The organism is Dyella sp. C11 (assembly GCF_003121485.1).
Taxonomy (GTDB): Bacteria; Pseudomonadota; Gammaproteobacteria; order Xanthomonadales; family Rhodanobacteraceae; genus Dyella.
This window is the reverse complement of the sequence record NZ_QAVX01000011.1, coordinates 126112-148240: the sequence shown is the minus strand read 5'-3', so window position 1 is coordinate 148240 and position 22129 is coordinate 126112. Positions and strand designations below refer to the sequence as shown.

General features: G+C 65.2%; 9 protein-coding genes. 1 reads left to right on the top strand and 8 read right to left on the bottom strand.

Annotation, left to right across the window (positions count from 1 at the left end):
* The coding region (locus tag DK366_RS21550; protein WP_232821023.1) for a hypothetical protein at positions 1-283 on the top strand (283 nt) is incomplete at its 5' end.
* A gap of 573 nt (positions 284-856) precedes the next feature.
* Here the strand turns inward: DK366_RS21550 and DK366_RS12370 are convergent.
* The 8 genes from DK366_RS12370 to DK366_RS12335 form a co-directional block, all read right to left on the bottom strand.
* Entirely contained in the window at positions 857-2038 is a 1182-nt protein-coding gene (locus DK366_RS12370; protein ID WP_109125848.1) for a glycosyltransferase family 4 protein, read from the bottom strand.
* Complete coding sequence (locus tag DK366_RS12365; RefSeq protein ID WP_109125847.1) at positions 2029-3150, bottom strand: glycosyltransferase; 1122 nt, start codon at positions 3148-3150, stop codon at positions 2029-2031. Before DK366_RS12365 ends, DK366_RS12370 begins: the two co-directional genes overlap by 10 nt.
* The gene (locus DK366_RS12360) at positions 3147-4505 is read right to left on the bottom strand and encodes a phenylacetate--CoA ligase family protein (RefSeq protein ID WP_109125846.1); all 1359 of its coding nucleotides are present in this window, start codon (positions 4503-4505) and stop codon (positions 3147-3149) included. Before DK366_RS12360 ends, DK366_RS12365 begins: the two co-directional genes overlap by 4 nt.
* Before the next feature lie 46 nt (positions 4506-4551).
* A complete protein-coding gene (locus DK366_RS12355; RefSeq protein ID WP_109125845.1) occupies positions 4552-5817 on the bottom strand; it encodes an O-antigen ligase family protein in 1266 nt (421 codons plus the stop codon).
* A gap of 229 nt (positions 5818-6046) precedes the next feature.
* A complete protein-coding gene (locus DK366_RS12350) occupies positions 6047-7147 on the bottom strand; it encodes a polysaccharide deacetylase family protein (protein WP_109125844.1) in 1101 nt (366 codons plus the stop codon).
* Complete coding sequence (locus DK366_RS12345) at positions 7141-8271, bottom strand: glycosyltransferase family 2 protein (RefSeq protein ID WP_232821022.1); 1131 nt, start codon at positions 8269-8271, stop codon at positions 7141-7143. Before DK366_RS12345 ends, DK366_RS12350 begins: the two co-directional genes overlap by 7 nt.
* 143 nt (positions 8272-8414) lie before the next feature.
* The gene (locus tag DK366_RS12340; protein WP_109125843.1) at positions 8415-14861 is read right to left on the bottom strand and encodes a non-ribosomal peptide synthetase; all 6447 of its coding nucleotides are present in this window, start codon (positions 14859-14861) and stop codon (positions 8415-8417) included.
* The gene (locus DK366_RS12335) at positions 14858-22114 is read right to left on the bottom strand and encodes a polyketide synthase (RefSeq protein ID WP_109125842.1); all 7257 of its coding nucleotides are present in this window, start codon (positions 22112-22114) and stop codon (positions 14858-14860) included. The genes DK366_RS12340 and DK366_RS12335 overlap by 4 nt, the downstream gene beginning before the upstream one ends.
* Between the last annotated feature and the right edge of the window lie 15 nt (positions 22115-22129).

Genomic DNA, 22129 nt, shown 5'->3' with positions numbered 1-22129 from the left:
CTTCTTCGGTGTCGGAGAAGTAGGGGGTTTGTTGCTCGATGCTCGTCACGGTTACGCGCTACCCGTTACCCGTTACCCGTTACCCATTGAGCATTCGCGAGGGTTGCTCAGTGCAATCTCCGTCATGTTCGCGATGGCGTCTCTATTCCTCACCGGCGTTCTCGCTATGACTTCTCGCGCCCTCATCGTCATTCTTGCGACGACGATCCTATCCCTCACTACTATCCTTGCAATGACGTTTGTTCCCCTCACCGTCATTCCCGCGAAGGCGGGAATCCAGTGACTTTGCTTTTGGCCTTTTCGCTGGGTTGAAACCGCTCCGCGACCTGGCTCGCCTGCCGCGGGCTTCCGACGATCTGCCGATCGCCGGGTCACTTTCTCTTGCATGCCCAAGAGAAAGTAACCAAAGAGAAGGGCCCCCCGGATGACGCGCCTTCCGGGCTTTCAGCCCTCCAGGTACGCGTGCGGGTTACGGGGTTTGTCGACAGGGCATCCTGCCCTGACGACAAACTGGCTCGCATCCATGCGAGCCACCCTGCGGGCTGTTCCTTCACCCACACGCCGCTGTCATACGGGGCCCGAAGAGCTGAGAGCCAAAGCGGAGAGCGAAGAGCCAGGGCAAGGGGCGAGGAGCGAGGGGCGAAAAGCAGCCATTCGCAACGGTCATGTTTTCTCGCACAGCACATCACTTCTCCCTCTCCCCTCCGGGGAGAGGGCCGGGGTGAGGGGCGGGTGCTTGAGAAGACGTGGCCAGATCGAGCTTTGGCCTTGCTCTTTACGGAAGATGGCGTGTGAAGGTGAAGAAACGCGTGCGCTCTCGCAAGCATCAACAAATCGAAGCTACAGGCGAAGCCCGCTACGACGCCGAATACTTCACCTGCCCGGTGCGACTCATCGCCGCCGCCTCCAGAATCTGCCCAAGCCGCTGGATATTCTCATCCCACTTGAACCGGCTCGCGTGCGCAGCGATGCGTTCCCCATCCCACACCTTGCCCAGCACATCGATCAACGCACCGCCGAGTCCGATGCGGTCATGGGCCTCCACCAACATGCCTGCATGTTCCGGCAGCACTTCCGGAATACCACCCACGCGCGTCGCCACCACCGGTGTGCCGCAGGCCATCGCTTCCAGCACGACGTTGGGCACGCCTTCGTTATGGCTTGGCAGGCAGAGCAAGTCGGCAGCACGGAACCAGTCGCCGAGTGCGTAGTGCTCGACCGGGCCAACTAGCCGCACGCGATCCTGGCAGCCGAGTGCGGCGGCGCGTTGCAGCAGTGGCTCTCGGCATGGGCCGGAGCCGATGAAAAGCAGGTTGGCATCGGGATGGGTCTGCAATACGCGGGGAAACGCTTCGAGCAGGTCCAGGCAGCCTTTGGTGTCTTTCAGGTTGCCCACGTAGAGCAGGATGCGTTCGTCCTGCGGCAGGGAAAGTTTTTCGCGTGCGGCGCTGAGCGAGCCGGGCCCGAACAAGTTCGGTTCGACGCCGTTGTAGATCACGTGCACGCGCGAACGATCCACGCCAAGCGCGACGGCCTTGTCGGCCAATGCCTGGCTTACCGCCACCACGCCTTGGGCACCGAGAAGCGCCTGGCGAATCTGAGGGCGAAGCAGCGGTTGTTCGGCTTTCACGTTAAGGTCGGTGCCGTGCACTTTCACGACGTAGGGAATGCCCAGGTGGCGCGCGACCCAGCTGGCGGCTGCGGCGTCGGGGTAGCCCCAGCTCAATAGCATGCAGTCGTAGTGCGTATGCCGCAGGCGCCGGAATTTTTGGAAGAGCAGGGAGACCAGCCAGCTCGCGGCGTGCAGGGAGCGGCCGATGACTGGCGGGTAGAAGAAAACGAAATGATCGGTGGTGACGTTGTTCGCGGTGAAATCTTTGCGCGGGCGTCCAAAGCGTTCGCGGAAATCCACGGCGGTGATCACGTCCACGTCGTGCTCACGGCCAAGCCGCTCGAACTGCTGCCGATTGAACGGGCTGCGCAGCGGGTCCCACGGCGACGGAAACAGGTTGGTGAGCACCAGCACCTTCAGGCGCATGTAACGCACTCCCTGGCCTGGTAAAGGTGTTCGTAACGGTCGGCCATGGCTTCGAGTGATCCGTAGGTTTCAACCCACGCACGCGCTGCCCGTCCATAAGCCAGCGCGCGCTGGGGTTCGCGCATCAGCAACAGCATGGCTTCGGCGAGCGCATCCGGGTCGCCAGCAGGTACCAGCTGGCCTGATTGGCCGCTCTGGATGATCTCGCCGTTGCCGCCGACGTCGGTGGCGATGATGGGGAGTGCCACCGCACACGCTTCCAGCAGCGCCATCGAATAGCCTTCGCTGGCCGAGGACAGCACGAATACGTCCAAACCCTGCAGCAATTCGCGAACGTCGTTGCGATCGCCCAGGAAATGCACGGCGCTTCGCATGCCTTCTTCAGTGGCGCAACGCTCCAGGTCGGCGCGCAGTTCGCCGTCGCCGATCAGCACGAGTCTGGCGTTGCGGTGCTGCTCCTGCACCTGACGAAAGGCGCGGATCAGGCCTGCCTGGTCCTTGGTCCAGTTGAGGCGCCCGACGTTGCCGATGATGAAGGCGTTGTCTTCCACGCCCAGTATCTGCAGCAGGCGATGGCGCATTTCGCGGGACGCTGGCGTAAAGCGTTCCACCGCGATGCCGTTGGGCACCACGCGCGTCATGGGTTCGGGCAGCATGCCGCGCGATACACCGTTGCGTCGTGCGGCCTCGCATACGGTGACCACCAGGTCGGTGCGCGCCAGTGCGCGTCGGTACAGCCATTCCTTGCGCCCGGTGCGCTGGCCGGCGCCCATGCCGTGCCGGGTGTTCAGCACGCGCAGCACTTCCAGTCCGCAGGATGCGAGCACGGCCTGGTAGTGCGCGACGGCATTGTGCGTGTGAAGCACGTCGGTATCGTGTCGGTCGATGGCCCAGCGGGCGCGGGCCAGTGCACGCAAATCGATGCCGCGGCCTTTGTTGCAGGCGACCACCGGAATGCCCGCTGCGTCGAGTTCGTGCGCAAGCGCGCCGGTTTCATACAGGCACACCACCTGGCACTGATGGCCTTGCTGCTGTTGCAGCTGCACCAGGTCGAGCACCATGCGCTCCAGGCCGCCGCGATTCAGGTTTTCAACGACATGCGTAATGTTCATGCCAGTTCCGAAAGCGTGACGCGTCGCTTGCCGCTGCGGGTCAGCGGAATGTCATCGACGAAACGGTAGTCGAGCTCCACGCTGTCGCCCAGCACCTTGGCGGTCTCGCGACGGATGTACGCAATCGACGCATCGTCGAAGCCGTCGCGCCGCACGATGGAAAGTTCCAGGCGATCCAGCTGACGCTGCACCAGCTGGAACTGCGCCAGTCCCGGCACGTCCTTGAGCATGTGCGGGAAGAATTCACCGGGAAGAATGCGGCCGTCCGGCGTGCGAATGGCGTCGAGTACACGGCCATCCACGCGTTCAAGCAGGGGCAGGCCGCGCCCGCATGGGCAGCTGTGTGCACTCGATGGCGTGGCGAGATCCCCGTTGACGTAACGGATGAATGGCATGCCGTAGTTGGAAAGATCAGTGACAGTGACTTCGCCCGGCCCTCGCTGTACCGGTTTGCCGGTTTCGTCCAGCAACTCCACAACCAGATGGTCCTCATTCACGTGCAAACCATGGTGATGCGCGCACTCCGTCGCGATAAGCATGAATTCGCGGCAGCCATAGGTGTTGTACACCGGGCTGCCAAACGCCTTGCCGATCACCTCCCGCTGATGCGGATGAAGCGCTTCCGCCGCGCCAATGACGGCAGCCGGCTGATGCACTTTCCGTCGGGTCTCCACCATCCATGTCGCCAGGCGGGCGAGCGGGTTGACGTAACCGACAATGACGGATGGACGATAGCGGTCGATGGCATCCGCGTAGTCGGCCATGTTCGACTCGGTCATCTCGAAGCTGTTGAGCACGCGCCGCGCGAATACGGCGTTGTAGACGTTGTCCTTGAACTGGTGCACCCGGCCTGGCGTTCCCACCGCGCCAGCCCACAGGTAGAGCGTGCGGCGTCCCGGTCGCGCGCCCGCCCAGCCGTAGCCGCGCCACATCACTGCCATGCGCCGCTCGTAGCTCTCGTGCGTGTAGCCCAGTTCCAGTGGCTCGCCGGTGGAACCGCCAGTGCGCTTGAACAGCAGGCGGTCGCGCCATGACGATGCCTGCAGATCCTCGAAGTTTTCGCGGATGTCGGCTTTGGTGAGTACCGGCAAGCGGGTGTAGTCGTCGAGGCTGCGGATGTCGTCGGGCTGGATGCCCAATTCGCGCCAGCGACGCCGGTAGTAAGGCACTTCGCGATAGCAGTGTTCGATCAGCGTTTTCAGGCGCTGGAACTGCAGCTCGGCGATGGCTTGGGGCGAATACCATTGGTCGCGTTCGTACGCTGCCAGCCAGTTCAGTGTGTCGCGGCGACGCAGGCCACTCTCATAGGCCGGATACAACACGCGGCGGAATGTCTGCTCATACCAGTCGCTCATGGCCAGAGCTCCGTCAGAAGCGATGCGTTGCAGGGGAGAACTCGCGTCATCCCGACGTCCTCAGCAGGATGGTCACCAGCACGAACAGGCCGGCGATGCTGCCGATGGCCGCCGGCACCCAGCGTATGCCGTTTTCGGACATGCTGAAGGAGGGCAGGCCGCCGATGCGCTCGCGCGCGCCAAGATAAAAGCCGGTAACGATGGCCAGCACCACGTACAACACGATCATGTAGCTGCGGCTGAGGAAGAACGCGCAGGTGAACATGCCGCACAGGGAGAGCAGCAGGGTCAATGCCATGGGGCGCTCGATGATCCACGCGGCGTGCTTCTCCGGTTCGACCTCGGCGTCGGGCTTCAAGCGAAGCACGGCGGCGACCATCCAGAACGTGTAGCCCACCATGGCAAGCCACAGCACGTAGCCGACGAAGCCTGTTTCCGCCAGCACCAGCACGAAGGAGTTGTGCGCGGTGAGCTGGTTGTAGTCAGTGAAATTGCCGGGACCCACGCCGAAGATCGGATGCTCCTTGAACATCTGCAGTCCTTCGTACCAGGCGTCCACGCGGCCGCTGGCGGATTCTTCGCCGGCGTCCAGTTCCTGCATGCGCGACGAAAGCATCTTCATCACTGTCAGGCCGGCGACGCCAAGAATGCCGGCCACCACCATGCCGCGGCGATACCAGATGTAACCGCCGATCACCATCAGCACGCCCAGCATGGCGCCGCGCGAGTTGGTGAGGTACACGCCGTAAAGCACGGTGAGAATGCATGCCAGCCAGAACATCTTGCCGATGAACCGTGCACGCTTGAACAGCAGCACGCCCATGGGAAACACCGACACGAACAGCATGCCAAGGTCATTCGGGTCGTTGAAGATGCCCACGTACTGGATGCGGCCGTCTTCACCGATGGGAATGCCTGTCCAGCCAATGCCGCTGCGGTGCTGGCCAATGCCGTGCAGTGAGAGCACGGTGGCGCACATCACCATTACCGACATGAGCAATAGGATGCGCTTCTGCGTGGTGCACGTGGTGGCGATCATGAAGAAGGTGAGCACCACAGGGCCGAACTGCCCGAGCTCGTTCTTGATGCCACCGAACCAGCCGTTGACCACCTCCGACACCATCAGGACGACCAGAAAGGCCGGCAGGATGATGAACTGCGGCGCGCGTGGCGTGCGCGTTCCCGAAGCCATCCACGAGGCAAACGCCAGCACCAGCACCACCGGCAACACCGGCAGGTTCATCAGTGCCGGAACGTATTCCTGTGGCCTGATGATGGTCAGGACCACGTAGAGAAGAATCAGTGCGAACATAAGGAAGACTGTCTATGTGTCTTGTCAGCGCGGGGCGCTTCGCTTTTCGTCAAATGCCCTGTCCACTCACCGTCATTCCCGCGAAGGCGGGAATCCAGCGCCTTTTCTGTGAGCATAAAGTCACCGGATTCCTGCCTTCGCAGGGATGACGGTGAGGGGCGATCGACATTTACGGGGGCGATACAGGACTCCACGCGATCGTTCGAAAGCCATGAGGACTGCACGGAGATCATTGACTGATTCCTGCTTCTTCAATCGCCGCCAGTCGTGCCGGCGTCTGGTAACCAATGATGCCCGGCATGGTCAGCAGCGCGGCGAACCATGCCTTGCCGTAGTAGCGCTCCACGGCGATGCGATACAGCGAATAGCGGTTGTTGGCGGGCTGCAGGTTGGTGCCGCTGATGTAACTGCAGGCGAGGTCGAAACCCGCATCACGGGTGACTTCGATCACCTGCTTGTCGAAGGCACGGTTGCTGCCCACGGGGTAGGACATCAGCAGCGGCATGGGGCCGAGTTCGCGCAGCAGGGCGTTGCGCGAATCGAATACCTCGCGCTCAAGCTCCTCGCGCGGCAACTTCGAGAGCATCCAGTGGTTCACGCCGTGCGAGCCAATTTCCAGGCCGGCCGAGCGCATTTCGCGCAGCTGGTCCCAGGTCATCGGGCGACAGTCTTCCGGCCGCGCGTGCTCGGAGGGCATGTTCCATTCCCCTTCCAGTCGGCGCGTCATGGCGGTCTGTTCCAGCGCGCTGATCTCTTTCATGCTGTCCAGCACATGCGTGGCCAGCGCGCGGCGTTCATCGCGCGTGGCCGGCATGGGTACGTCGATGCCCAGCTCTGGAAGCTGCAATCGCGGCGTATCCGCCAGCAGGATCATGTGCACCAGCCAGTCGTAGGCGTAAGGGCGCCCGCTGTCGATATGGCCGGTGGAAATGAAGAACGTCGCCGGTACGCCAAGCTCCTTCAGGATGGGATAGGCGATGCGGTAGTTGTCGTCGTAGCCATCGTCGAAGGTGACGACCACCGCGTCAGGCGGCAGGGCGTCGCCCGCATTGATCGCGGCGGCCACGTCGGAGAGGCGCATGGGGCGATAGCGCTCCTTCACCAGCGTCATCTGTTCACGGAACTCTTCAGGCGTGGTGCTGATCAACTCCATGTCGAAGTCGTAGTGCGCCGGGTCCGGCACCGGCATGATGCGGTGATACGCAAGAATGCGCAGATCCTTCTGCCACCATGCGCGCATCTTTTGCAGCGGATTGAGCAGGCCGGTGTTGTAGCAAAGCTCGCCCAGCCGTTCGCGTATGCCGGTGGCCTTTGCTTCTTGCGTCACCATAAGTGCTCACCCCGGCTGCGCGCGTAGGCGATGGATGCCTGCACCGCGTAAAGATTGAGATAGAAGAACGCCACCATCAGCCGTACCGGCAGCCAGCGCCCCGCATTGGGCTGCGCCCGCTCCATCGGCACCACACCGATGCATAGCAACAGCACCACGAGCACAGCGCCATAGGCCATGTGGTGGCGTGCGAGATAGGCCGAAGACAAGAGGATGCCCAGCAGCAGCCAGGGCGCCAGCAGTCGCAGCAGCTTGTGGCTGACGAACTGGAACCACAGCGGGTTGCGCGAGGGCGACAGCAGCCAGGGCGCCACGTCCATCAGCTGGAAGCAGCCCACCATCGCGCGCAGGCGGCGTGGCTGCTCCTCCACGGGCGCCTGGGCCGTCTCGCCCCACACCACGGCGCGCGGCTCAAACACCACGCGACGGCCGGAGGCGGCCACGTCCATGGGCACCAGCACGTCGTCCAGCAGGGTGTCGGGTGGCAGCGGCTTGAACAGTTCGGTGCGGACGGCATACAGCGCCGCGCATACGCCAATGGTCGAACCACCGCAGCTTTCCTGGTGGCGGAGGAACTTCTCGTAGCGCCAGTAGGCGTTCACGCCGTGGGCGAACGTGCTGCTCACGTTCTCCAGTTCCAGGCTGCCGCTGACCGCGCCCACGCGCGGATCGCCCAGGTTGCCCACCAGTTCGCGCAGGGCCAGTGGGGAAAGCTTGTGTTGCACATCGGTCATCAGCAGCACTTCGCCACGCGCCGTGGACACCGCATCGTTCAGGCACAGCGCCTTGCCGCGAGAGACGGGGAATTCGAGCACGCGCACGCGGGCATCGTGCGCATGGCGCACCAAAGCCGCCGTGCGGTCCTTGCAGCCGTCGCAGGCCACGATGATCTCGATGTATTCCGGCGGGTAATCCAGAGCCCGCAGGTTCTTGAGCTTGGCGCGGATGTGCCGCACGCCGTCGCGCACTACGATGATGATGGACACCGTGGGCAGGATGGGCTGCTTGCGCACTGGACGCTGCGCCACCCGCGCCCAAAGCCACATGAGCAGCGGATAGCCGACGAAAATGTAGAACAGCAGCCAGAAACTGACCCTGCACAGCAGCAGTGCCATCGTCGTCATGCCGGCTCCCCTGGTTCCCCTGCCACGGCTTGCTCCTCGAAGAGGTGGTCCCGCAAATGTCCCCCTTTCACCGGTCATTCCGGCCTGCGCCGGAACGACGGTGGTCAACGCATGACCTCCCGGGCAGGACCCTGGTCATGCGTTCAATGCCTGCCAAACAGATTTCGCAAACGGCCACCCAGCGAGGCCGCCTTGGGAGGCTCGGTGAGGTCGCCTTCCGGCAAGGCTGCTGCCAGCGTGGCCAGCGGACTGGTCGCCACGTCCAGCAGGTTGAGCTTCACGCCGGTTTCCTTGCGCACCTGCGTCACCATTTCGATGGCCAGCAACGAATGGCCACCGATATCGAAGAAGTTGTCGCTGGCACGCACATCGTCGGCGCCTACCAGACGACACCACACCTGGCCGAGATAGCGCTCGCGCGCGTCGTCGCTGGCACTGACGCCGGGCTCGGCATCGGTGGCCGCCACGGTGGCGGTGAGTACCGGTGGCGGCAATGCCTTGCGGTCGGTCTTGCCGTTGGGCGTGCGGGGCAGCGCGGCCAGTCGCACCATGTGCTGAGGCTGCATGTAACTGGGCAGCCGGGAGGCAAGCTGTGCGCGCAGTTTCGGCCACAGGCTGTCCTCATCTTCCGAACAAACCGCGTACAAGACGAGGCGCTCATCGTGGGGTGCCACTTCGCGCAGCACGACCACGCAATCGAGCACGCCCGGTTCGGTGCGCGCCACGGCTTCGATTTCGCCGGGCTCGATGCGATAGCCGCGCAGCTTCACCTGGAAATCCAGCCGCCCCAAATGTTCCAGCGTGCCGTTGGCCAGCCAGCGTGCGCGGTCGCCCGTGCGGTAGAAGCGGGCACCGGGCGCAAACGGATCGGCAGGGAAGCGTTCGGCGGTGAGTTCCTCGCGATGCAGATAGCCCAGCGCCACGCCCGTGCCACCGATGCACAACTCGCCCGGCACGCCGATGGGACAGTGCTGCCCGTGTTCGTCCAGCACATGGATGGTCGTATTGGCGATGGGCGTACCGATGGAGATGCCGCGCTCCGGGTGCTCCACGCGCCAGCAGGTGGACCACACCGTGGTTTCGGTGGGGCCGTACATGTTCCACAGCTCACAGCCGCGAGCCAGCAACTGTTGCGCCAGGTCGGACGACAGCGGCTCGCCACCGCACAGGGCATGGAAGCCATGTGGCGGCTGCCATGAGGTCTGCAGCAGCAGGCGCCAGGTCACTGGCGTCGCCTGCATCATGGTGGCGGCGTTGGACGCGAGCAGCGACTCCAGCGCGTCGCCATCCATCGATTCCTCGCGCGTGGCAAGCAGCACTTCACCGCCCACGCTCAACGGCCCGAACAGCTCCAGCACGGCGATGTCGAACGACAACGTGGTCACGGCGAGCAGTCGATCGTCCGAGCACAGGCCGGGACGTTGTGCCATGCCGGCCAGGAAATTCACCACGGCGCGATGCGGGACGGCCACGCCTTTCGGGCGGCCGGTGGAGCCGGAGGTGTAGATGACATACGCCACGGATTCGCCAGACAGCGACGCATCGGCCGGCACCCGTGTGTCGGGGAGCGCATCGAGTTCGTCTGCGGCTTCATCCAGCAACAGTCGTGCGGTGCCTTCGCTGTCGATGCGATTGGCGATGGCCGTTTCGGTCACCAGTACGGCCAGATTCGCGTCCTGCGCCATGTAAGACAGGCGATCGGCCGGGAATTCCGGATCGAGCGGCACATAGCCCGCCCCCGTCTTCAGCACGGCAAGCACCGTGGCCACCATGTCGATGCCACGCTGTAGCGACACGCCGATGAGCTTGCCGTGTGCCGCGCCACGCTCGCGCAGCGCATGCGCGATGCGGTTGGCGCGCGAATCCAGTTCGCGATAGCTGAGCGTGACGTCGCGGCAACGAATGGCCTGACGTTCCGGCGCGCGATCGCACTGCTGCTCGAACAACTGCTGCAGGCGAAGGTCGGGAACGTCGAGCTGGGTGTGATTCCAGTCGGCGAGCAGCGCGTCCTGCTGCGAAGGCAGCAGATCCAGCCGCGCCACGCTGCGCGCCGGGTCGACGAGCGCAGAAGCGAGCAACGCTTCATAGCAATCGCGGAAACGCGCGGCCGTGGCTGGATCGAAAATATCGGTGTTGTAGGTGATGCCGCCCAGCAGGCCCGACTCCTGCTCCAGGAACCACAGGCCGATGTCATCGGCTGCGCCGCGCTGGAACACCGGCAGGTGCTCGTGCGACAGCTCGCCCCACGACACGATGCGACGGCGGGCATCCTGGAACGAGAACATGGCCTGCGAGATCGGTGGTCGGCTTTCGTCGCGCGCCAGTCCCAGCGAGAACACCAGCTGCTCGAAGGGAACGTCCGGATGCGCGAATGCATCCAGCACCACCTGGCGCACTTGTCGAAGCACCTCGCGGAACGAGGCATCCGGATCGACAGCGACGCGCAGCGGCAACGCGTTGACGAACAGGCCCATGACGTTTTCGGTTTCGACGCGGTCACGACCGCGCACCGGCGTGGCCACGATCAGGTCGCGCTGGCCACTGAGGCGATGCAGCAGCACGTAGTACGTCGCCAACAGCACCATGAAGGGTGTGGCTTCCTCGCGCTGGGCAAGCGCATGCAGGGCGGCAGCGCGTTCGGCCGGAATGCGCACCCATTCGGTGGCGCCCGCACCTGACATGCGTGCAGGGCGCTGGCGATCCGCCGGCAGCTCAAGCGGTTCAAGATGGCCTTCGAGGGTCTTCAGCCAGTGCGATAGCTGCTGTTGCACCTTGTCGCTGCGCATCCAGTCGCGGTGCCATGCGGCGAAGTCGCCGTAATCGACGGCCAGCGGCGGCAGTCCTTCATCCTTGCCGGCGACGCGTGCCACGTAGGCGCGCGACAGGTCTTCGTAAAGCAGGTCGAACGACCAGCCGTCCCACACGATGTGATGAGCCATGAAGAAGAACACGTGATCGTTCTCGCCCATGCGGAACAACCGCGCGCGGTAGAGCGGCGGCTGGGCGAGGTCGAACGGCTCGGCAATGGCAAGGTCCATGATCTCTTTCAGCGCCTGCATGCGTGCATCGGCAGGCAGCTGCGAGAGATCTTCCAGCGGAAGCTCGGGCAGCAGGTCCGCGTGGATGCGCTGCACGCCACCGTTTTCAGTCGTTTCGATGGACGTACGCAGGGCGGGCTGGCGCTGCACAACGTCACGCAACGCCTGGCGGAAGGCGCCGACATCCATCGGGCCGCGCAGGCGGTGGGCCGACGGCGTGTTGTAGACCACGCGTCCCGGGTGCAGTTGTTCGAGATACCACAGGCGCTGCTGCATGGAGGACAGCGGTGCGATCGTGCGGTCGGCCAGGCGCGGAATATCGGCAGCGTTGCCGGCATCGGCCGGTGCGCGATGTTCGTCGATGGCGCTGGCGAGGCCCTCGATGGTCGGTGCGTCGAAAAGCGTGCGGAACGACATGGCGATGCCGAATTCGCGGTTCAGGCGCGCCGTCAATTGTGCGGCGAGCAGCGAATGGCCGCCCAACGCGAAGAAGTTGTCGCGAACGTCGAGGCCGGGCAATGCCAGCACGGCTTCCATCGCCGCCGCCACGCGCATTTCGGTGTCCGTTTGCGGCGCGCGGCGATCACGCCGCGCTTCCGCTGCGTGCTGTACCGGCGCAGGCAGCGACTTGCGATCGATCTTGCCGTTGGGCAGCAGCGGGATAGCCTCCATGGCCACGAAATGCTGCGGCACCATGTAATCCGGCAAACGCTGGCGCAGGGGCGGGCACAGATCCACCGTGGCCAGGTCCACGCCTTCGGCGGCTACCACGTAAGCCACCAGGCGCACGTCGCCCGGGCGATCCTCGCGCGCCATCACCACGGCACGAGTCACGTCAGGCAGGTCGCCGAGCGCGGTTTCGATTTCACCCAGTTCGATGCGATAGCCGCGAATCTTCACCTGGAAGTCCAGGCGGCCCAGGTGTTCCAGCTCGCCCTTGGCCAACCAGCGGCCGCGGTCGCCGGTGCGGTACATGGTGGCCTGCACGTCGCCGCTGAACGGATCGGGCAGGAAGCGTTCGGCGTTGAGCTCCGGGCGATGCAGATAGCCCAGCGTCACGCCATCGCCACCGATATAGATCTCGCCGGGCATGCCCAGCGGGCAGGGTGCGCCGTGCTCGTCGAGCACGTGCACCGTGGTGTTGGCGATGGGACGTCCGATGGTGATGCCGCCACGTGGATCATGCGCGCGCCACAGCGTGGACCACACCGTTGTTTCGGTGGGACCGTAGGCGTTCCACAGTTCGCTGCAACGGGCGAGCAGCGATTCGGCGAGATCCAGCGGCAGCGGTTCGCCGCCGGCGATGGCCTTGAAACCCTTGCGGCCCTCCCAGCCCGATTCCAGCAGCACGCGCCAGCCGGCCGGCGTGGCCTGCATCATCGTGGCATCGCTGCGCTCCACCAGTTGGCGCAGCGCGGTGCCGTCACGCACGTCGTCATGCGTCGCCAGCACGATGGCAGCGCCCACGCTCAGCGGCAGCATCAGTTCGAGGAAGGCAATGTCGAAGGAGAGGGTGGTAACGGCGACGAGGCGGTCGTCCTCGCGGATGCCGGGTTCCCGCTGCATGCTGCTGATGAAGTTGGACGTCGCGCGATGCGGCACGCGCACGCCCTTGGGCTTGCCCGTGGAGCCGGAGGTGTAGATCACGTAGGCGACGGATTCCGGCGTGGCTGACCGTTCGTCGCGCGGCACACGTGCAGCACTGGCGCCATCGATGTCGGCAGCGTCGCGCTTGAGCGACAGCACCTTGCCGGCCGGGAAGTCGAAGATGGTCGAGGCTTCGTCGTCCACGACCAGCGCGGCGAGCGCGGCATCCTCGGCCATAAATGCCAGGCGTTCGGACGGAAAGCCAGGGTCCAGCGGAACATAGCCCGCGCCGGACTTCAGCACGCCAAGCAGCGCTGCAATCATGTCTGCACTGCGCGCAAGCGACAGGCCTACCAGTTGTCCCTGACCCACGCCACGTGCGCGCAGTACGTTCGCGATGCGATTGGCGCGTGCATCCAGCTGCGCATAAGTCAGCGGCGCATCGCCAGCTATGGCGATGCGATCGGGCACGCGATCGGCCTGGACTTCAAGGTATTCGTGCGCCAGCCGTTCGGCGGGATACGCCGAGCGCATCGGCTGCAAGGACATCATGGCCGCTTGCGCGGAAGGCGACAGCAGGCCCAATGCGCTACCGGCGGCATCGGGCGTCGCCACCGCGTTGCGCAGCAATGTGGCGTAGGCATCCAGCCACGACTGGATGGTGGCCGGCTCGAACAGGTCGCTGTTGTACTGGCATTCCAGGCGAATGCCGGAGGGCAGCTGCACGGCGTTGACGAACAGCTCGAAGTTTTCGAACACGCGCGGATTGCCGGCGAATTCGAACGCCAGGCCGGGGAAGCTCACTGTGCGCTCGTCCAGCGCCTGGTCGAGATTGAACAGCACGCTCGCCAGTGGCAGGCGGCCCGGATCACGTGGCAGCGCGAGGCGTGCCAGCAGGCTGCCCAGCGTGTACTGGGCATGGTCGAACGCATCGAGCAGGTCGCCGCGAACCTGTTTCAGGCTGTCGGCGAACGGTGCACGCGTATCCAGCATCACACGCAGGGGCAGCACGTTGACGCAATGACCCACCAGATCCTGCTGGCCGCCAGCGGCCTGGCCGGCGGAGGGAATGCCGATCACCACATCGTCCTGACCGCTGAGGCGCTGCAGCAGCAGGCCAAAACCGGCGAGCAACGTGGCGTACAGGCTGGCGCCACTCTTCGCGCCCATGCGCTTGACGTCGCCGATCAGCGAAGCATCCAGCAGCAGGTCTTCACGCCTTGAATGGAACGTTCGCTGGCGCGGGCGTGGATGATCGGTAGGCAGATCCAGCGATGGTGTCGCGTTGGCAAAACGCGCCAGCCAATACGCTTCGGATGCCTTGCCGGCAGCGCTTTGCGCATGTTCGGCTTCGGCAAGGGCGTAATCGGCGAAGCAATCCGGCGGTGGCAAATCTTCGCCCTGGCCCATCTGCTGCGCATACAGCGCGGCAAGGTCGCGCACGATCACCCCGAATGACCAGCCATCGCAGACGATGTGATGCGCGGTGAAGACGAGCAAATGCTCCTGCGATGAAAGGCGCAGCAATTCGGCGCGTACCAGCGGGCCGGCATCGAGATCGAACGGCTCGCTCACCACGCGGTGCAGCGTCGCGTCGATTTCGGCTTCCTGTTCGTCCGGACCCAGCCACGAGAGTTCACGCAGCGGGCAGGGCAGATCCTGCTGATCGGCGATACACAACTCGCTGCCTTCACTGGCGAAGGTGGCGCGCAGGGTCTCGTGGCGATCCACCAGCTGTTGCAGCGCCGTTTGCAGCGCCTCGACATTCAGCTCGCCGTGCAGGCGAAGCGATACCGATTCGTTGTAGGCCAGCGACGCTTCCGGCTCCAGCGTGGAGGCCAGCCACACTTCGCGCTGCGGCGCGGTGGAGGGCAATACGCGTGCAAGCGTTGCGCCGGCAAAGGGATCGTAGTCGACGGCTACCGCGCCGGCATCGGGAATCTGGGCCGGGTCGTTCGGGATCATGCGTTCACCCTCATGTACTTGCCGGGCGCGTCGGGGTTGGGTACGAACCACGCCGGGTTGCCGTGCTGGTCCTTGCCCAGTCGCGCACCGACCACGGGCGGGCGATTCGCATCGATGGCCAGCGCATCCACGTTCTTGTTGCGCGGCAGGAATTCGGCTTCCTGCATCTCAAGTACGGATTCCTTGTAAGCCTTGGCGATGGCCTGGAAATCCTGCTCGCTGTGCGAGGTGGTGAAGAAGCAGGGGAAGTTGTCCAGCAGGTGGATGCCGCGGCTGCGGATCATGGCGAACAGCAGGTCCTGCAACGGATGGTCTTCGGTGAAATTGGTCTTCCACACCGAGGCGAAGTGCACCAGCTGGATCGGCGCGCCCACGCTGGCACAGAACGCGTTGAGTTCATCCATCAGCAGGCTGGTGCGTGCATTCAGGCGCTCCTGCAGCGCTGCGCCGTTCTGCTTGAGATGGTTGAGCACGGCATGCGCGGCAGCCAGCGCAAGCGGATGGCGCACGAACGTGCCGGCGAAATAGGTGACGCCCACGGTGGGAATCGACGCGTCGCCATATTGCCAGCCGCCGCCGTCCAGGGCGTCCATGAACTGGCGTTTGCCGGCGATGACACCGATGGGGAAGCCACCGCCGACCACCTTGCCGTACGAAGCCAGGTCGGCATCGATGCCCAGCACGTGCTGTGCGCCGCGCGGATGCGAACGGAAGCCGGTGACCACTTCGTCGAAGATCAGCAGGGAACCGGAATCGGCGGTGATGGCGCGCAGCTCCTTGAGGAAATCGCGCGGCTGGAAATCCGGGCGACGGCTCTGCACCGGTTCCACCAGTACGGCGGCGATGCTCGATGCGCGTTCGCGGATGATCTGCAGCGTTTCCGGCGTGCCGTAATCGAGTACCAGCACGTTTTCCGAGGTATTGCGCAGGATGCCCGGCGCGGCCGGCACGGACTTGAGCTTCTTGGAGCCGCGCACGATCACTTCATCGAAAATACCGTGGTACGAACCCGTGAAGATCACCAGCGTGTCGCGGCCGGTGACGGTGCGGGCAATGCGCACGCAGCCCATCACCGCTTCCGAACCCGTGTTGCACAGCGCGGCGCGATCGAAGCCCGTCAGCTCGCACACCTGCTCGGCAACTTCACCCGCCAGCGGGTGCTGCGGGCCGATTTCGTAACCGGCATCCAGCTGGCGACGCACGGCGTCGAGCACGAAATCGGGCTGCCAGCCGAACAGGTTCATGCCGAAGCCGTTCAGTGCGTCGATGTATTCGTTGCCGTCCAGGTCCCATACCTTGGAACCCTTCGAACGGTTCACCACGATCTGGTAGATCATTTCCTTCAACAGCGGACGGAAACCGTTCACCACGCGCGGATCGGCAAGGTGCGCGCGGTGACGCTGCGTGTATTCCTTCGACGCGCGCGTGCGGTCGATGTAGCGGCGCATGAACGCATCGAGGCGTGCGTGCTGGCGGTCGGTCAGGTCGGTCTGCGTGGAGTGGATGCGCGCGATGGCGCCGAAGGCCTTCTTCACATCGTAAGTGGTGTGGGCGAGCGCGGCATCCTCGTCCTGCGTCGGCGCCGTTGCGCTGGCCTGCGCGACAACCGGGGCGGGTGCCACCGGCACGACCGGTGCAGGCTGCGCGGGAGCGACGGCGGCGGCAGGTGCAGGCATGGCGGGCGCCGCCATGGTGGCGCCGGCAAGCAGCGCCAGTTGCTGCTGCATGATCAGCATCTGCTGCTGGATCAGGTCCTGCACCACGTTGCCGGTGGCAGCGACCTGCATGACCGGCGCGACGATGGCGGCGGGAGCCACCGACGCGCCGGTTGCAGCGGGAAGAACGGGAGAGGCCGGCGTGGCAGGCGCGGCATCCGGCGGAAGCATCTGGTCGATGTGCATGGCGAGGCGCTCGAATGAGGAAAACGACTCCATCAGTTCGCGGAACGTGATCTTCAGCGCGAAGGTTTTCTGCAGCTGCAGCGCCACCTGGGTGAGCGACAGCGAATCCAGTCCCAGCTCCACGAAACCGGCCGCGGGGTCGACGCCCTGCAATTCCGTGCCCGACACGTCCTCGAACAAATCGGTGAGCTGGGCAAGCAGGCGGGCATGACGGGCCGAGCCGGCGCTGGCGCCGGAAACGTTGACATCCATGGTGGGCTCCACAACGGGTACGGGCGAAGGATTGGCAAAGGGAACGACGTTGTCGGGTGTGGGTGCAGATGCGATGGCGGCCAACGAGGCCGCCTCCACCCAGTGACGCTTGCGTTCGAACGGATACGTGGGCAGGCGAACGCGACGGCGATTCGCGCGGCGGTCCAGCGAGCACACGGCGACGGGGAGCCCGGCGCACCACAGCTCGCCCATCGCAGCGACCCAGGCGGCGCCTTCCACGGCTTCACCATCGGCGACGCTGGAAACGATGTGGTGCTTGCGGCTTTGCGGATGCTGGCGCGCCAGCGTGGTGAGTGCGTTGCGCGGCCCCACTTCGATGAACACGCGAGGTGTGTCGCCGAGTTGGCTCAGCAGTGCGGGCGAGAAACGCACCGTGCCACGCAGGTGACGCGTCCAATAGTCGGGAGAAGTCGCCTCGGCATCGCTCAACGGCTCGCCGGTCAGCGTGGAAATGATGGTGATGGTCGGCGTGGAAAGCGTCACGCTGGCTACTTCCGCACGGAAAGGTTCCAGCACCGGGTCCATCATCGCGGAATGGAAGGCGTGCGAGGTCTGCAAGACGCGGCAGGCGACGCCGTCGGCTTCCAGCTGCAGGCGGAAGGCTTCCACCTGTTCACTTGGGCCGCTGACGACGCTGGCGTTCGGGCTGTTCTCGGCGGCCAGTTGCAATGTGCCGGGCAGGCGTGCACGCACCGCATCGGCGGCCATGCGCACGGACAGCATCGCGCCGGCCGGCATTGACTGCATCAGGCGACCCCGGCGTGCGATAAGGCGTGCGCCGTCGGCGAGGCTCATGACGCCAGCGATGACGGCGGCGACAAATTCACCGACGCTGTGGCCGATCATGGCGGCGGGCGTGATGTCCATCGAAAGCCAAAGCTTCGCCAAGGCATATTCGATGGCGAACGTGGCCGGTTGCGTCAGCGAGGTTTCGCGCAGCGCTGCGGCATCGCTGTCGAACAGGCGCTCGCGCAGGTCGAAGCCCAGTTCACCGCGCAACGCTTCGGCGCAATCGTCGATGGCCGCGCGGAACGTCGGTTCAGCCTCGTACAGGGCCTTGCCCATGCCGGCGTATTGCGAGCCCTGTCCCGGGAACAGGAAAACCACTTCCGGCGCGGGCTTGGTGGATTCGCGTGAGGCGTTGAGTTCACGCAGGCGCGCGATGGCCTCGTCCGTGCTGGATGCCACCACGCACGCGCGGTGCGCAAACGCCTTGCGCCCGTGCAGCAGGGTGCTACTGGCGTCGGCGAGGTTGGTGGCCGGACAGGCCGCGAGATGATCGGCAAGGCGCGCGGCGTACGCCGTCACCGCGGCCGGCGTGCGGCCGGAAAGGAACAGCAGTTGCGGCCCCTGCGCCGCGTCCGACGGCGCCTGCAAGGGGGCTTGCTCCATGATCACATGGGCATTCGTGCCACCCACGCCGAACGAGCTCACGCCCGCGCGCAGCGGTTCGCCGCTTTCGGGCCACGGGCGCAGCGTGGCGTTCACCACGAAGGGCGAGTGGGCGAAGTCGATCTTCGGGTTGGTCGCCTGCACGTGCAGTGACGGTGGCAGCGTGCGTTCGCGCAGCGACAGCGCCGTCTTGATCACGCCCGTGGCGCCCGCGGCGATCACGGTATGGCCCACGTTGCTCTTCACCGAGCCGATGGCGCAGTAGCCGCAATCGTCGGTGTGCTGGCGGAACGCAGTGGTCAGGCCTTCGATCTCGATAGGATCGCCCAGCGGCGTCGCCGTGCCGTGCGCCTCCACATAGGAAATGGAGCGTGCGTCCACGCCGGCATCCGCGAGCGCCATGGCGACCACCGCTGCCTGGCCTTCGCTGCTGGGGGCTGTGAAGCTGGCCTTGCCACCGCCGTCGTTGTTGATGCCGACGCCGCGGATCAGCGCGATGACGTCGTCGCCATCGCGCTGCGCATCCGACCAGCGCTTGAGCAGCACCACGGCGGCACCATCGCTGAAGACGGTGCCTTGCGCGTTGGCGTCGAAGGTGCGCGTGTGGCCGTCCGGCGACAGCATCGAACCTTCCTGCGTGACGTAGCCGCTGCGAGGCGGGCAAGTGACGGACACGCCGCCGGCAATCGCCATGTCGCACTGGCCGGCACGCAGGGCGGATACCGCCTGGCAGATCGCCACCAGCGAGGTGGAGCACGCCGTGCTCACGTTCACGGCGGGGCCGGTGAGGTTGAGCTTGTGGGCCACCCGCGTGGCGAAGAAGTCCTTCTCGTTGGCCAGCGACACCAGGAAGGCGCCGAGCTTGTCGACCAGGTCCTGGCGATGATTCAGGTGATGCAGGAAATACGTGGCGTGATACATGCCGCCGAACACGCCCACGGGTGTTTCATGGCGATCGGGCGTGTAGCCGCCGCGCTCCAGGCATTCCCAGCACAGCTCAAGGAACAGGCGCTGCTGCGGGTCCATCAACTCCGCTTCGCGCGGCGACATGCCGAAGAACGGTGCGTCGAAATCTTCGATGCCGTCGATGATGCCGCGCGCCGCCACATAGGACGGGTCGTTCCGCATTGCCGCAGGAATGGAGGCGTCGAGCTGTTCGGCGGTAAAGCGGGTGATCGATTCACGGCCTTCGCACAGGTTCGCCCAGAATGCTTCCACGTCCGCGGCGCCGGGAAAGCGGCCGGCCGCAGCGACGATGGCAATCGGCTCGCCGGTATCGCCTTGCCGGCCACGCGCCATGCGCGGTGCGAGCACGGATTTGGCCACGCGACCTTCGATCAGCGCCGCCAGCGCCGTCGGCGTGGGCTCGGCGAAGAAGGCCGGAATGGTCGGTGCCGTGGAGATGGCGCTGTGCACCCGCTCCATCAGGCGCACGGCGAGCAATGAATTGCCGCCGAGATCGAAGAAGTGATCGGCGCGGCCGACCTGGTCGATCTCCAGCACGTCGGAAAACAGCGCGCATAGCTGTTGTTCCAGCTCACCCACGGGCGGCACATAGCGATCGGCCAGCTCCGGGCGACCACGACCGGGCGCGGGCAGGGCGCGACGATCCAGTTTGCCGTTGGTCGTCACCGGCAGGCTGTCCATGCGCACGAAGGCGACTGGCACCATGTATTCGGGCAGGGTCTGCGCCAGTTGGGCACGCAGCGTGCGCGCGGTGACGGCGGCGTCTTCCGCCACGAAATAGGCGACCAGCCGCTTCTGTCCGGGCTGGTCTTCGCGTGCCAGCACCGCACTGGCGCGCACGCCGGGCAGCGCCTGCAGGGCAGCTTCGATTTCGCCGATTTCGATGCGATAGCCGCGAATCTTTACCTGGCCGTCGATGCGGCCGATGAAATCGATCACGCCTTCGGGCAGCCAGCGCACCAGGTCGCCGGTGCGATACAACCGGCGGCCATCGCCTGCGAAAGGATCAGGAACGAAGCGCGCCGCGGTGAGTTCTTCACGCGCCATGTAACCGCGCGCCACACCTTCACCACCGATATACAACTCGCCGATCACGCCGGGCGGCACGGGCTCGCCGCGCGCGTTCACCACATAGAGCGTGGTGTCCGCGATGGGGCGACCAATGGGAATCGCGCGCAGCGATGCATCCAGCGGATGGGGAATGCGATACGTGGTGGCGAACGTGGTGCACTCGGTGGGGCCGTAGCCGTTGATGAGCGTGGTGCCCGGCAACAGCGCCTGCGCCTTGCGCATGTGCGCCACGGAAAGCGCTTCGCCGCCGGTGAGGATCTGTTCAAGCCCGCGCAGGTTGCTTGCATCTTCGTCGATGATGGCGTTGAACAGCGCCGCGGTGAGCCATGCAATGCGGGCGTCGTGGGCACGGAGCGTAGCGGCCAGGCCAGCGCCGCTCGGCACGCGCTCGCCGTGCACGACACAGGTACCGCCATTGAGCAGCGCGCCCCAGATCTCGAACGTGGCGGCGTCGAAACCCAGCGGTGCAGCGTGCAGGATGCGCGGGTTCTCGCCGAAATCCACGTAACGCACATCGCGCACGAGTCGGATGATGGAGCGGTGGCGAATCTCTGCGCCCTTGGGTGTACCGGTGGAGCCGGAGGTGTACATCACGTAGGCCAGCGCATCGCCATCGACGCGAGGCAGCAAGGCATCGGTAGTTGACGCGAGCAGCGCGTCCAGATCCAGCGCGGGCGCGTTCACACCTTCGGGAGCTGCGATGCCTTCCATGACGATGATCGCCGCTGCCTTGGCATCCGTCAGGACGAACGACAGGCGTTCGGCGGGCAGCGTTCGGTCCAGTGGAAGATACGCCGCACCCGCCTTGAGAATGCCAAGAATGGCGACGATGGCGATGGGCGAACGGTCCAGCAGCAGACCCACCGTGTCGCCAGTCTTCACGCCCGCCTGAATCAGGCCGGCGGCCACGCGATGGCTCAGCTGATCCAGTTCCGCATAGCTGAGCGAACCCTGCGGGCCATCGAGTGCCGTGGCATCGGCGTGCGAGGCAACCATGGTGGCGAAGAGGCCGTGCACCGTGTCGCCCGGCTGGCGAGGCATGGCTGTGTCGTTCCAGCTGGAGAGCACGCGCGTCAGCGTCTCCTCGTCCAGCGCGCGAATGGCATCGACCGCATCGGCATGGGCGATGCCGCGCAACACGTGGACCAGGGCGTGGGCGAGCGTGAGCAGCATGGTTTCGTCGAAGACGCTGCTGTCTGCGTCCAGCTGCAGGTGCGTGGCGTCGTCCGAGACCGACCAGCGCAGCGGGAGCGATACGTGAGCGGGCGCATCGTCCATCCACGCGCCGATGGCGCTTGGCGCTGCCGTTTCCGCGGCCGACGGCGTGGCATGTGCCAGCAGCCAGGCATCGACGGTGCCTTCGCCGGGCATCTTGTGGAAGATGGTGCCGTGTGCCGTTGCCAGCACGACTTCGGCCTGACCGGTCAGGCGTGATTCCAGCGCCGCGAGCGCTGCGCGGCGCAGCCAGACGGGGGGAAGATCCAGACGATAGGCGCGGGCGTCGATGCCGCGCATCACGTCCGCATCGATGGCCATCACGAGCCGCTGCATGTCGCCCGCACCCGCGGTCGCGGTGTGGCGGATCAGCACGTCAAGCAACGACAGGTCGCTCCCGGCGAGTGAGGTTTGCGCGATGTGGTTGTGATTCATGGGCGGTTACCTGCG